The sequence below is a fragment of the Pseudonocardia sp. ICBG601 genome, from assembly GCF_020496245.1.
Genome location: NZ_JAHLJA010000002.1, coordinates 840,028 through 852,875, shown reverse-complemented (window position 1 = coordinate 852,875; position 12,848 = coordinate 840,028). Strand labels below are relative to the sequence as shown.

Annotated in this window: 11 protein-coding genes; 2 read left to right on the top strand and 9 right to left on the bottom strand. The window is 75.2% G+C overall.

The window, feature by feature from the left end:
- Positions 1–72: 72 nt before the first annotated feature.
- The 4 genes from KPL57_RS03995 to KPL57_RS03980 form a co-directional block, all read right to left on the bottom strand.
- The gene (locus KPL57_RS03995) at positions 73–2,934 is read right to left on the bottom strand and encodes a vitamin B12-dependent ribonucleotide reductase (protein WP_226350509.1); all 2,862 of its coding nucleotides are present in this window, start codon (positions 2,932–2,934) and stop codon (positions 73–75) included.
- Positions 2,935–3,028: 94 nt separating this feature from the next.
- Positions 3,029–3,520, bottom strand: coding sequence for a transcriptional regulator NrdR (gene nrdR / locus KPL57_RS03990; RefSeq protein WP_062396654.1), 492 nt, complete (start codon positions 3,518–3,520; stop codon positions 3,029–3,031).
- 509 nt (positions 3,521–4,029) lie between these two features.
- Positions 4,030–4,674: a hypothetical protein gene (locus KPL57_RS03985; protein WP_226350508.1), complete on the bottom strand. Its 645-nt coding sequence runs from the start codon at positions 4,672–4,674 to the stop codon at positions 4,030–4,032.
- 162 nt (positions 4,675–4,836) lie between these two features.
- Positions 4,837–5,067 (bottom strand): hypothetical protein, encoded by a 231-nt coding sequence (locus tag KPL57_RS03980; RefSeq protein WP_226350507.1) that lies wholly within the window; start codon positions 5,065–5,067, stop codon positions 4,837–4,839.
- A 229-nt stretch (positions 5,068–5,296) separates the two neighbouring features.
- Between KPL57_RS03980 and lexA the strand changes: the two genes are divergently transcribed.
- The gene (lexA, locus tag KPL57_RS03975) at positions 5,297–6,055 is read left to right on the top strand and encodes a transcriptional repressor LexA (protein ID WP_062396661.1); all 759 of its coding nucleotides are present in this window, start codon (positions 5,297–5,299) and stop codon (positions 6,053–6,055) included.
- A gap of 28 nt (positions 6,056–6,083) precedes the next feature.
- Here the strand turns inward: lexA and KPL57_RS03970 are convergent, their stop codons facing one another.
- Genes KPL57_RS03970 through KPL57_RS03950 form a run of 5 tightly spaced genes read right to left on the bottom strand, consistent with a single transcriptional unit; the run spans position 6,084 to position 11,237 of the window.
- Complete coding sequence (locus KPL57_RS03970) at positions 6,084–7,148, bottom strand: hypothetical protein (RefSeq protein WP_226350506.1); 1,065 nt, start codon at positions 7,146–7,148, stop codon at positions 6,084–6,086.
- Between the two features lie 35 nt (positions 7,149–7,183).
- Complete coding sequence (gene hflX / locus KPL57_RS03965) at positions 7,184–8,674, bottom strand: GTPase HflX (protein WP_226350505.1); 1,491 nt, start codon at positions 8,672–8,674, stop codon at positions 7,184–7,186.
- Between the two features lie 54 nt (positions 8,675–8,728).
- Positions 8,729–9,598: a diaminopimelate epimerase gene (gene dapF / locus KPL57_RS03960; RefSeq protein WP_226350504.1), complete on the bottom strand. Its 870-nt coding sequence runs from the start codon at positions 9,596–9,598 to the stop codon at positions 8,729–8,731.
- Positions 9,595–10,539 carry a tRNA (adenosine(37)-N6)-dimethylallyltransferase MiaA gene (gene miaA / locus KPL57_RS03955; RefSeq protein ID WP_226350503.1) on the bottom strand — a complete coding sequence of 315 codons (945 nt, stop codon included), beginning with the start codon at positions 10,537–10,539 and terminating at the stop codon, positions 9,595–9,597. The genes dapF and miaA overlap by 4 nt, the downstream gene beginning before the upstream one ends.
- Positions 10,536–11,237: a hypothetical protein gene (locus KPL57_RS03950; protein ID WP_226350502.1), complete on the bottom strand. Its 702-nt coding sequence runs from the start codon at positions 11,235–11,237 to the stop codon at positions 10,536–10,538. The genes miaA and KPL57_RS03950 overlap by 4 nt, the downstream gene beginning before the upstream one ends.
- A gap of 373 nt (positions 11,238–11,610) precedes the next feature.
- Between KPL57_RS03950 and KPL57_RS03945 the strand changes: the two genes are divergently transcribed.
- A complete protein-coding gene (locus KPL57_RS03945; protein WP_374203660.1) occupies positions 11,611–12,846 on the top strand; it encodes a DUF349 domain-containing protein in 1,236 nt (411 codons plus the stop codon).
- Positions 12,847–12,848 lie beyond the last annotated feature (2 nt).

Here is a 12,848-nt window from a genome sequence, read left to right as displayed (position 1 = left end):
CGATCCCTGCCTGCACCACACGCGCCGGGGCGGCTCCGGTGTCGGAGCCGCCCCGGTGTGGTGCGGTGTCGTTCAGCTGCAGCCGCTGGTGGAGCCGCAGCCCTCGCAGAGGTAGCAGGATCCGGCGGGGCGCATCTTCGTCCCGCAGGTCATGCACAGCGGTGCGTCGGCGGCCTTGCCCAGACGCAGCTCGAGCAGCTCGGTGGAGCTGCCGACCTCGACCGGGGCCGGATCGACACCGGCCTCCTTGCGCTCCTCGGTCGTCGGCACGGAGGAGCGGAACTCCTCCATGTCGAGCTTCTCGCCGGTGCCGTAGTCGTTCTCGACCTGGGCGGACCGCTCGTCGGAGGAGAAGATGCCCAGCTGGGCGCGCTTCTCGTACGGCAGGTGGTCCAGTGCCAGGCGGCGGAACAGGTAGTCCAGCACCGAGGTCGCGATCCGGACGTCCGGGTCGTCGGTCATCCCGGCCGGCTCGAAGCGCAGGTTGGAGAACTTCGAGACGTAGAACTCCAGCGGGATGCCGTACTGCAGACCCACCGAGATCGACATCGAGAAGGCGTCCATCACGCCGGCCAGGGTCGAGCCCTGCTTGCCGAGCTTGACGAAGATCTCGCCGAGGCCGTCGTCGGGGTAGCTGCCGGCGGTGAGGTAGCCCTCGGCGCCACCGACGGTGAACGACACGGTCTCGCTGGGCCGCTTCTTCGGCAGCCGCTTGCGGACCGGCCGCTGCTCGACGACGACGTGCTTCTCCGGCTCGGCGTCGGCCTTCTTGTCGCCGCCCTTGCCCGCGGACAGCGGCTGGCCGACCTTGCAGTTGTCGCGGTAGATCGCCAGGGCCTTGAGGCCGAGGCGCCACCCCTCGAGGTAGATCCGCTCGACGTCCTCGACGCTCGCCCGCTCGGGCATGTTGACCGTCTTGGAGATGGCGCCGGACAGGAACGGCTGCGCGGCGGCCATCATGCGGACGTGGCCCATCGGGGCGATCGTCCGGTCGCCCATGGCGCAGTCGAACACCTCGTAGTGCTCGGGCTTCATGCCCGGGGCGTCGACCACGTGGCCGTGCTCGGCGACGTACTCGACGATCGCCTCGGCCTGCTCGGCCTGGTAGCCGAGGTTGTCCAGGGCGCGGCGCACCGACTGGTTGACGATCTGCATGGAGCCGCCGCCGACCAGCTTCTTGAACTTGACCAGCGCCAGGTCCGGCTCGATGCCGGTCGTGTCGCAGTCCATCATCAGGCCGATCGTGCCGGTCGGGGCCAGCACCGACGCCTGCGCGTTGCGCCAGCCGTTGACCTGGCCGATCTCCTGGCACTGCTTCCAGACCTCGGTGGCGAGCTTCTGCACCGGGGTGCTGGAGGCGAAGGTGCGGATGCGGTCGTTCTCCGCGGCGTGCTTGCGGACGACGCGCTGGTGGGACTCGGCGTTGCGGGCGTAGCCCTCGTACGGGCCGACGACGCCGGCGAGCTCGGCGGAGCGCTTGTACGCGGCACCGGTCATCAGCGAGGTGATGGACCCGGCGAGCGCGCGGCCGCCCTCGGAGTCGTAGGCGTGGCCGGTCGCCATGAGCAGCGCGCCGAGGTTGGCGTAGCCGATGCCCAGCTGGCGGAACCGGCGCGTGGTGTCGGCGATCGGCTCGGTCGGGAAGTCCGCGAAGCAGATCGAGATGTCCATCGCGGTGATGATCAGCTCGACGGCCCTGGCGAAGGTCTCGGCGTCGAACCGGTCGTCGGAGTCGAGGAACTTCAGCAGGTTCAGCGACGCCAGGTTGCAGCTGGAGTTGTCCAGGTGCATGTACTCCGAGCACGGGTTCGACGCGCTGATCCGCCCCGACTCCGGGGTGGTGTGCCAGTCGTTGATCGTGCCGTCGTACTGGATGCCGGGGTCGGCGCAGTTCCAGGCCGCCTCGGCGATGCCGCGGAACAGCTTGCGGGCGTCGACGCGCTCGATGACCTCACCGGTCATGCGGGCACGCAGACCGAAGTCGGTGCCCCCCTCGACGGCGCGCATGAACTCGTCGGTGACGCGGACGGAGTTGTTGGCGTTCTGGTACTGCACCGAGGTGATGTCGGAGCCGCCCAGGTCCATGTCGAAGCCGGCGTCGCGCAGGACGCGGACCTTGGCCTCTTCCTTGGCCTTGGTCTCGACGAACTCCTCGATGTCGGGGTGGTCGACGTCGAGGACGACCATCTTCGCCGCGCGCCGGGTGGCGCCGCCGGACTTGATGGTGCCCGCGGAGGCGTCGGCACCGCGCATGAACGAGACCGGGCCCGAGGCGGTGCCGCCGGAGGACAGCAGCTCCTTCGACGAGCGGATGCGCGAGAGGTTCAGGCCGGCACCGGAGCCGCCCTTGAAGATCAGGCCCTCCTCGCGGTACCAGTTCAGGATCGACTCCATGGTGTCGTCGACCGAGAGGATGAAGCAGGCGCTGACCTGCTGCGGGCTGGCGGTGCCGACGTTGAACCACACCGGCGAGTTGAAGCTGAACACCTGGTGGATCAGCATCCAGGTCAGCTCGTGGTCGAAGATCTCGGCGTCGCCGTCGGTGGCGAAGTAGCCGTGCTCGAGACCGGCCCGCTTGTAGGTGCCGACGACCCGCTCGACGAGCTGCTTGAGGCTGGACTCACGGGTGTCCGAGCCCACCGCGCCGCGGAAGTACTTGCTGGTGACGATGTTGGTGGCGTTGACCGACCAGCTGCGCGGGAACTCGACGCCGCGCTGCTCGAAGTTGACGGTGCCGTCGCGCCAGTTCGTCATGACGACGTCGCGGCGCTCCCACTCCACCTCCTCGTAGGGGTGGACCCCTTCGGTGGTGAAGACACGCTGCACGGTCAGGCCGGGCGCGCGCTTGGCGCCGGTCTTCCCGCGGCCACGCGACGGCTTGGCCGCCGCGCTCTCACCGGTGTCTGTCGTCGGGCCCCCGACGGTCTCGGTCATGAACTGCCTCCGCACATCCGACGCTTCTCCGCCCGCACGCTGGGGTGCGCGGACGGCTCTCTTCCCGGTACGACCGGCGACGACGACGCGCCGCTCAGCCGTCCGGGTGGTGGCCGGCCTCGTCGTCGGCTGCTTCCCCGGCAGCCGCCGAACGCAGGTCGGCGATCTCCTTCTCGAAGTCCTCGATGGAGGAGAAGGACCGATAGACACTCGCGAACCGCAGGTACGCGACCTCGTCGAGCTCACGCAGCGGCCCGAGGATCGCCAGCCCGACCTCGTGGCTGGGAAGCTCCGCCGCCCCGCGCGCCCGCACCGTCTCCTCGACCCGGTGGGCGAGCTGTTGCAGGTCGTCCTCGTCGACCGGCCGGCCCTGGCACGCCCGCCGAACCCCGCCGACGACCTTCTGCCGGCTGAAGGGTTCGGTCACCCCGCTGCGCTTGACGACGGCGAGCACGGCCTCCTCGACCGTGGTGAACCGTCGTCCGCACGAGGTGCAGGACCGGCGCCGGCGGGTGCATGTCCCGTCGTCGGCGGTCCGGGAGTCGATCACGCGGGAGTCCGGGTGTCGGCAGAACGGGCAGCGCATGGACGCTCACACCCCTCTTCCGTGACGTTCCGGAAACTCTCCGCAGCGATCAGTCCCCCCAACCAGTGGCGGAACGACACCAATGTAACCCCTACATCTAGGGGTACGCCATCCCGGGGCCCACGCCACGCCGAGCTTCGCCCGATCGGGATCCGAGCCTCGCACACCACGTTCCGCGACCGGTCCGTCGCCGACGATCATGGAGCGGGGCATCGGCGCTGGTGGCGCCGAGGAACGTCGCGGGCGGCGCCGTCCGTCGCGCCGCAGGGACCGCGACCGGCGGCCACCCGATGCGGGGACACGCCCTGCGGACGCGCCCGGCGGCACGTCGCCGACTCCTCCGACGACATCCCGGCGACCGCGCCCCGACACCCGTGCGCCATCCCCGCGCACGCCGTCACCCGATGCCACGCCGACACGGCGTCCGCCGCTCCGCACCGTCACCACCTCGGACCGCCCCGCCGCGCGGCGCACAGCCGTGCGCGCCCCGGGCGCGGCGCCGGCCGAGGTCAGCGCACGGCGCCGACCGACGGCACGGCGGCCGCGGGGGCGTTCCAGCCCGCCGCCGCGTCGCCCAGCAGCCCGAGCGCCACCACCGCGGTCGTCGCGCACAGCAGGGCCGCGACCCCGGTGAGGAACCGCTCCAGGCGACCGCGGGCGCGGCTGCGGGCCGGGCGCGGGCGCGCCGGGACCAGGCAGCGCCGGGACGGCGGACGGACGGTGCGCGGTGCCGGCACGGCCACCGACCGCGTACGGGCCGGCGCCGCGGCCGGTGCGGGCCGCGTCAGGGTCGCCGTCGCCCCCGGGGCCGGGTCCGCGGTGGTGCAGCGGGGCGTCCGGACGGCGAGGTTCGGACCGCCGGCGGGACCGGCCCCCGAGGGACCGGGCACCGGGGTGCGCCGGGAACGGGCGGCGGGATGGCGGGCGACCGACTCGGTCAGTGCGCGCTCGCGCGCCCCGTGGGCGGCCCACCGGTGGGCCGCGCGGGCGGCGGCCGACGAGCCGGCACCGGCCGCACCAGCGAGGCCGTCGGCGGCCCGCACCCGCTCCCGGGCGGCGCGCCGGGCGCGCGAGGTGGGGGTGCCGGGCGCCGGGGCGCCGGTCAGGCAGCCGACCGCGCCGTGGTCGCGGATCCGCTCGTCGAGCTCTCGCATGGTTCCTCCTGCCGTCGGACCGCCCGTCCCCCGGACGGTCTCGTCTCCCCCGCTCCCGACCGGCCCTTCCCCGAGCCCGGTCGAACGGGCGTACGAGCGGTGTAGCACCCGGCACCGACAACAACTGCGTTCCCGCAGGTCGTCGCCCGTGCCGGGACGTTCTCAGCGTGGTGCGCCGACCGCGGGCGGCCCGGCCGGGCCCTGGGTGGCGACCGCGACGTCGGCGAGCACCCCGAGCGCGACGACCGCGGCCGCCGAGGCGAGCAGGACACCCGACGCGGCCACCGCACGGCGCACGACGCCCGGCGCCGGGCCGGGACGCACCCCGTCGGTCGTGGTGCGCACCGGGACCCGCCCGATGACCGTCACGTCCCCGATGACCGCCGTACCCACGATCGCCACCCCCGCTGCCGTTCCCGCTGCCGGTCTCCCCCGCGCGGCCGGGCGGCGACGCGGACCGCGTTCGATCGAACCAGTGTTCGATCGAACGCCTGTGCGATGTTGTACCACCGCGGCCCGACGGAATCCACGACACGCCCCGGGCGACTTCGAACGCATGTTTGGCGAACGGGCCCGCGGCGGCTAGGGTCGTCGCCGTAAGTACCCCGAGGAGGCGAATGCGATGGCAGCGGACGACACCGGACACGGTGGTCCCGGCGTGACCGGCACCGCCGCGGACCGGGGATCCGCGAAGGTCCGGGAGTTCCCCGACCCCGCGGCCGACACCCGCGGCCTGACCCCGCGGCAGAAGAAGGTCCTGGCCGTCATCCGGGACTGGGTGGACCGGTACGGCTACCCGCCCAGCGTCCGCGAGATCGGTGACGCGGTGGGCCTCACGTCCACCTCGTCGGTGCACCACCAGCTCCGCACCCTGGAGCGCAAGGGCTTCCTCCGGCGCGACCCGAACCGCACCCGCGCGGTCGACGTCCGCAGCCCGGAGCAGATCGCCGGTACCGACGGGACCGACTCCGACACCGACACCGCCGACCTGCGTTCCGCGCGGCCGGCGCCGGCGTTCGTGCCGCTCATCGGCGACATCGCCGCCGGTGGCCCGATCCTGGCCGAGCAGGCCGTGCAGGACGTGTTCCCGCTGCCGCGCGAGATCGTCGGCGAGGGCACGCTGTTCCTGCTCAACGTCAAGGGCGACTCGATGGTCGACGCCGCGATCACCGACGGCGACTGGGTCGTCGTGCGCCAGCAGCCGGTGGCCGAGCAGGGCGAGGTCGTGGCCGCGATGATCGACGGCGAGGCGACCGTGAAGACGTTCCGCCGCAAGGACGGGCACATCTGGCTGATGCCCGCGAACGACGCCTACGACCCGATCCCGGGTGACGACGCGTCGATCCTCGGCCGCGTCGTGGCGGTCCTGCGCCGCCTCTGACCGTCGCGGACGGCGCCCCGTCCCGCGGTCAGCGGGACCGGCGGCGCCGTCCGTGCAGGGACATCGCGACGGCGCCGGCGACCAGCAGCGTCCCGAGCGCCGCGGCCCCGCCCGCGGCGGGCAGCCACGACGGGTACGTGCGGTACTCCGGCACTTCGGCGGGCTGGGGCACGACCGGTGCCCGCGGAACGGTCGCCGCGGTCACCGCGCCCGGGACGACCGTGATCGCCGCCGCGGTCAGGCCCCGCGCCTCGCTCCCGGAGTGCAACGCGCCCCGGCCGTCCGGGGCGACCGCCTCACCCTGGGCCTCCCCCGGCAGCGGCACCGGCAGCGGTGCCCCGCCCAGGGCCTCGACCAGCGCGTCCGCCGTCGCCGGTCCGCCGGCGGGCAGCGGGAACACCCAGGCGTCGGTGTAGGTCCGCAGCACGGCGGCGCGCCCGCCCTCGGCCCCGGCCGGCGAGACCCCGCCGCCGGTGACCGTGCGCGACCCGGCGGCCCCGAGCGGCCCGCCGCCGGTGCCGGACCAGGGCAGCACGACCTGGGCCACCCGGCGCAGCTCCACGGGGTCCCCGCCGTCGCGCAGCGGAGCGGCGGGCCGGTAGACCCCGGCGGCCCCGGTGGTCTTGTCGACCAGCAGGGGCACGCCGTCGTCGCCGACCAGCAGGGCCTCGACGTCGCGCGGACCGTCGGGGTAGATCAGGTCGTGCACCCGTGGCGGCCCGACCGGGGGCAGCACGACGAGCCGGACCGACCCGCGCTGCGCCCCGTTGTCGCCGGTGTCGGCGAGCCAGAGCTCCCCGCCCGGTCCGAGGCCGAGGTCCTCGACGTCGGTGACCGCGACGTCGGCCTGCCGGGTGCCGGTGACCGCGCAGCCGGCCGGGTCCAGGGTGAACGCCCGCGCGGTCCCGCCGCCGTCGACGATGGCGTGGTAGCGCTGCGGGGCCGCGCCGGGCGGGCCCTCGGCGACCAGCCCGGACAGCTCCTCCAGCCGCGGGTCGTCGATCGAGCAGACCGGGGTCGCCCCGGGCGGCGGCGCGGCCGCACCCGTGAGCGCACCGGACAGGCAGAGGACCGCGGTCAGGCGGCGGGCCACGACCCCGGGACCCGCTCGCCCGGCCGGTGGGACGCTCAGTGGCCCGCCGCCGTCGCCGGCAGGTCGGTGCCGGTCCCGGTCGGCAGGGCCGAGCCCGCCACCGCGAACGGCAGCACCGCGGTGCCCAGCTCGGGCTTCACCCGCGCCCGGATCCGGGTGCCGTCGGCGGTGTGCTCCTCGGCGAGGATCTCGCCGTCGTCGTGCAGCCGCGCGACCAGCGCACCCTCGGTGTAGGGCAGCAGGAGGTCGACCTCGTACTCCGGGCGCGGCAGGCGCTCGGCGATGCGCTCCCGGAGCTGCGGGATCCCGGCGCCGCTGTGCGCGGAGACGAACACCGCGTCCGGCTGGGCGTGCCGCAGCCGGGCCAGCGCGAGGTCACCGGCCGCGTCGGTCTTGTTGATCACGAGCAGCTCGGGCGGCATCGTGTCGCCCGCGGCCTCCCCGACCTCGACGAGCACCTGGCGGACCGCGGCGATCTGGTCGTCGGGCAGCGGGTCGGACCCGTCGACGACGTGCACCAGCAGGTCGGCCCGGGCGGCCTCCTCCAGCGTGGAGCGGAACGCCTCGACGAGCTGGTGCGGCAGGTGCCGCACGAACCCGACGGTGTCGGTGAGGGTGTAGTCGTGCCCGTCGGGCGTCTGCGCCTTGCGGGTGGTCGGGTCCAGCGTCGCGAACAGCGCGTCCTGCACCAGCACCCCGGCGTCGGTGAGCTGGTTGAGCAGGCTCGACTTGCCCGCGTTGGTGTAGCCGACGATCGCGACCGAGGGGATCTCGTTGCGGCGACGGCTGCCGCGCTGGGTCTCGCGGACCTGGCGCATCGCACCGATCTCGCGGCGCAGCTTCGACATGCGCGCGCGGATCCGGCGCCGGTCCAGCTCGATCTTCGTCTCACCGGGGCCACGGCCACCGATACCGACACCGCCCGCGGCGCGGCCACCGACCTGCCGGGACAGCGCCTCACCCCAGCCGCGCAGCCGCGGCAGCAGGTAGGACAGCTGCGCGAGCTCGACCTGGGCCTTGCCGTCCCGGGAACGGGCGTGCTGGGCGAAGATGTCGAGGATCAGCGCGGTCCGGTCGATGACCTTGACCTTGAGCCGCTCCTCCAGCTGACGGAGCTGGCCGGGCGAGAGCTCGCCGTCGCAGATCACGGTGTCGGCGCCGGTGGCGCGGACGGTCCCGAGCAGCTCCTCGACCTTGCCGGAGCCGATGAACGTGGCCGGGTCCGGGCTGGAGCGGCGCTGGACGAGGCCGTCCATCACCTCGGAACCGGCGGTCTCGGCGAGGCGGGCCAGCTCGGTCATCGAGTTCTCGGCCTGCTCGGCCGTGCCCTCGGTCCAGACGCCGACGAGCACGACCCGCTCCAGCTGGAGCTTGCGGTACTCGACCTCGGTGATGTCGGTGAGCTCGGTGGACAGCCCGTGGATCCGGCGCAGCGACGTGCGCTCCTCCAGGTCGAGCTCGCCACCCGTCGGAACCGGGTTCGACGTGGAGGGGGTCACGGAGGGGTGCGTGTGGGCATCAGTCATCTTGACGCCATCCTCCCACGTCGCGGGGCCCGTGTCCGCCCGGATTCGCGATGCTCAGGCGGGCGCGTCCCACCACGCGCGGTCCAGCTCCCCGGACGCGAGCAGCACGGCCGGGCCGTGCAGCGTCGTGGGCCCGGTCCGCTCGTCGGTACCCGCCTCCACCGTCACCCGCAGCAGCCCGCCCGGGACGGTGACCTGCACGTCGCCGGCGGGGTGCCCGGCGTGCCGCAGCGCGGCGACGGCGGCGGCGACGGTCCCGGTGCCGCAGGAGCGGGTCTCCCCCACCCCGCGCTCGTGCACCCGCATCCGGATGCGGCCGCCGTCGGCGGGACCGTCCAGCGGGGTCAGGAATTCGACGTTCACCCCGTTCGGGAACAGCGCCGGGTCGAACGAGGGCGCGCGGGTCAGGTCGAGGGTGTCCGGGTCGGCCGCGGTGACGCAGGCCAGGTGCGGGTTGCCGACGTCGAGGGCGATGCCGTCGAAACGCGCGTCGCCGCTGGTGGCGACCGACGCCGGGCCGACGCCGACCGTCCCGAGCCCGACCGAGACCCCGTCCGGCCCGACCGCGGTGTCGAGCACCCCGTTGCGGGTGCCGACCGGGCCGCCGGTGGCCCAGCCGCGCTCGTGCAGGTAGCGGGCGAACACGCGCAGGCCGTTGCCGCACATCTCGGCGAGCGAGCCGTCGGCGTTGCGGTAGTCCATGAACCACTCGACGCCGTCGGCGGGCTCACCGACGCCGGGCTCCCCGGCGAGCTTCGCCCAGCGCACGACCCGCAGCACCCCGTCCGCACCGAGGCCGCGGCGGCGGTCGCACAGCGCGGCGACGCGGGCCGGGGTGAGGTCGAGCGCGGCGTCCGGGTCGGGCAGCACCACGAAGTCGTTCTGCGTGCCGTGCCCCTTGCTGAACGCGATACCGCCGGTCATGCCACCAGCCTACGAGCGAGCACCGCGCGCGCCGAGGCCACCAGGTCCGGGTCGGCGCCGTCGAGCCAGTGGATGCGGCGGTCGCGGCGGAACCAGGAGCGCTGGCGGCGCACGAACCGCCGGGTCGCCCGGACCGTCTCCTCCCGGACGCCGGCGAGGTCGGGGTGGGCGGGGTCGCGGTCGAGGGCCTCGATCACCTGCCGGTAGCCCAGCGCGCGGGACGCGGTGCGGCCCTGCGCCAGCCCGTGGCGGAGCAGGGCGCGGGTCTCGTCGACCAGACCGTCGTCGAGCATCCGGTCCACCCGCAGCGCGACGCGCTCGTCGAGCTCGGCGACGTCGCGGTCCACGCCGAACAGCACGGCGTCGTAGCGGGGGGTGCCCGCGCCGGGCAGCGTCGCCCGGAACGGCCGGCCGGTCAGCGCGATCACCTCGAGCGCGCGGACGATCCGCCGCCCGTTGGAGGGCAGCACCTGCTCCGCGGCGGCCGGGTCGACCGCGGCGAGGCGGGCGTGCAGCGCGCCGGACCCGTCGCGTTCCAGCTCGGCCTCCAGCGCGGCGCGCAGCTCCGGGTCGGTGCCCGGGAACTCCAGCTCGTCCAGCACGGCCTGCACGTAGAGCCCCGAGCCGCCGACGAGCACCGGGGTGCGCCCGGCGGCACGCAGCTCCTCGACGACCCCGCGGGCCTCGCGCTGGTAGGCCGCGACCGAGGCGGTCTCGGTGACGTCGAGGACGTCGAGCTGGTGGTGGACGACGCCGCGCCGCTCGTGCGGGGCGAGCTTCGCGGTGCCGACGTCCAGGCCGCGGTAGAGCTGCATCGCGTCGGCGTTGACGACCTCCCCGTCCAGCGCCAGCGCCAGCTCCAGGCCCAGGTCCGACTTGCCGGTCGCGGTCGGCCCGACCACGACCACCAGCGGCGGTGCCGTCGACGGAGGGGCGCTCACGCCGGTTCCCACAGCGCCACGTGGTAGGCGACGCCGTAGGGCATCGAGGTGTGCCGGTGCGCCGCCGTCCAGGCCCGCCCGCGCGCGGCACCGGCCAGCACCTGCCACGGCGCGCGGCCGGACGCCCAGAGCGCGGCGGCGCCGTCCGGGTCGAGCCGGGCGAGCGCCTCGGGGTCACCGGCGTCGAACGCAGCGGCGACGACGGCGTCGAACGCCTCGGCGCGGCCGTCGAACCCGCCGGGGGCCTTCGCGGTGTGCTTGGCCGCGCCGTCACCGACGACGAGCAGCCCGACCCCCTCACCGGCGAGCTCCGCGCCCAGCGCCAGGCAGTCGGCGGCCGGGGTGTCCGGCGCGACGAGCTCGCCGCGCGCCGACCCGACCCCGGCCGGCGCCGCCGCCCAGGCCGCGACCAGCAGCGGGAGCGGCAGCTCCGCGCCCTCGTCGGGGCCGTCCGGGCCGGGCAGCGCGACGGGGACGTCGCGGCCGTAGCCGGCGAAGGTGCCCCGGGTACCCGGGGCGACGGTGCGCCGCCCGCCGGGATCGGCGCCGACGACGACCCAGCTGTCCGCGGCCGCGGCCAGACCCGCCACGGCGGTGGCGACGGCCTCGCGCAGCCCCTCGGTCTCGACCGCCGCGTCGCCGCTCAGGGCGGGGACGAGGAGCGGGGGCTGGGGCAGGACGGCGATCGCGGCGGGCACGGGATCCGAGGGTAATCAGCGCTCCCCCGCCGCGACGCCCGTACCCGGCCGGGGGGCACGCGGTTCCCCCGAGGGCGGTGGACCTGCTTGAATCGCCGTTCCGGCCTCCGCACCGCGCGAGGGGCCCGGTGCGCGCACGGCCCCGGACGGACATCCGCACCGGGGCGCCCGCCCCCGCGGCGGGCCGAACGAGGAGGACCTACCGGTGTCCGAGACCCACGCGACCGACGCTGCAGGACAGGGTGCCGAGCCCACCCGGCCCACCCCGCCGAAGCCGGGGCCGCCCCGGCCCGGCCCGCGGCCCGGACCGCCGCCCGCCGCGCGACCCGCGCCCACCCCGGCCGCGGTCGCACCGCCCGCGCCGCCCGCCGCGCTGCCGTCGCCGGTGCCCTCGGCGGCCGGTGACCCGGGCCGCTGGGGCCGCGCCGACGACGACGGGACCATCACCCTGGTCACCGCCGACGGCGAGCGGGTCGTCGGCTCCTACCAGGCCGGACCGCCCGCGGAGGGCCTGGAGCACTACGCGAAGCGGTTCGACGCACTGGTCACCGAGACCGAGGTGCTCGCCGCGCGGATCGCCGGCGGCGGGGACGCGAAGGCGTCGCTGACCGCGCTCACCGCGCTGCGCGAGGGCCTCGGCGAGGCGCACGTGGTCGGGGACGTCCCCGCCCTGCGCGAGCGGCTCGACGAGCTGGTCGGCCGGGCCGAGCAGGGCGTCAGCGCGGCGAAGGAGGAGCGCGAGCGCGCCCGGCACGACGCCGTCGCCCGCAAGGAGGCGCTCGCCGTCGAGGCCGAGAAGATGGCCGCGGACTCCACGCAGTGGAAGCAGGCCGGGGACCGGTTCAAGGCGATCCTCGACGAGTGGCGCACCGTCCGCGGCGTCGACAAGAAGACCGACGAGCAGCTGTGGAAGCGCTTCTCGAAGGCCCGTGAGGCGTTCAACCGGCGGCGCGGCTCGCACTTCGCCGACCTCGACCGTCAGCGGGTCACGGCGAAGGCCCGCAAGGAGGAGCTCGTCGACCAGGCCGAGGCCCTGGCCGACTCCGACGAGTGGAACGCGACCGCGGCCGCCTACCGCGACCTGATGACCGAGTGGAAGGCCGCGGGCCGCGCCCACCGCGAGGCCGACGACGCGCTGTGGGCCCGCTTCCGCGGCGCGCAGGACCGCTTCTTCGCCCGCCGTGGCGAACACTTCTCCGCCCGCGACACCGAGTTCGCCGAGAACGCCGAGGCGAAGCGGGCCCTGCTCGCCGAGGCCGAGACGATCGACCTGTCCGACCCGGACGGCGCACGGGCCCGGCTGCGCGAGGTCCAGGAGCGCTGGGAGGCCATCGGCAAGGTCCCGCGCGAGGAGATCCGCACCCTGGAGGGGCGGCTGCGCGGGATCGAGGACAAGGTCGCCGCCGCCGCGGACGCGCAGTGGCGCCGCACCGACCCCGAGGCCCAGGCCCGCGTGGAGCAGTTCCGGGTGCGGGTCGAGCAGTTCGAGGCGCAGGCGGAGAAGGCCGAGGCGGCCGGCGACGGCAGGCGCGCCGAGCAGGCCCGTGCGCAGGCGGCGCAGTGGCGGGAGTGGCTGACCGCCGCCGAGCAGGCGGTCGACGAGCGGTAGGG

Bases quoted from the DNA above. Each gene is read 5' to 3' on its own strand.
- KPL57_RS03995 (WP_226350509.1), bottom strand. From the start codon at position 2,934: ATGACCGAGACCGTCGGGGGCCCGACGACAGACACCGGTGAGAGCGCG.
- nrdR (WP_062396654.1), bottom strand. From the start codon at position 3,520: ATGCGCTGCCCGTTCTGCCGACACCCGGACTCCCGCGTGATCGACTCC.
- KPL57_RS03985 (WP_226350508.1), bottom strand. From the start codon at position 4,674: ATGCGAGAGCTCGACGAGCGGATCCGCGACCACGGCGCGGTCGGCTGC.
- lexA (WP_062396661.1), top strand. From the start codon at position 5,297: ATGGCAGCGGACGACACCGGACACGGTGGTCCCGGCGTGACCGGCACC.
- hflX (WP_226350505.1), bottom strand. From the start codon at position 8,674: ATGACTGATGCCCACACGCACCCCTCCGTGACCCCCTCCACGTCGAAC.
- dapF (WP_226350504.1), bottom strand. From the start codon at position 9,598: ATGACCGGCGGTATCGCGTTCAGCAAGGGGCACGGCACGCAGAACGAC.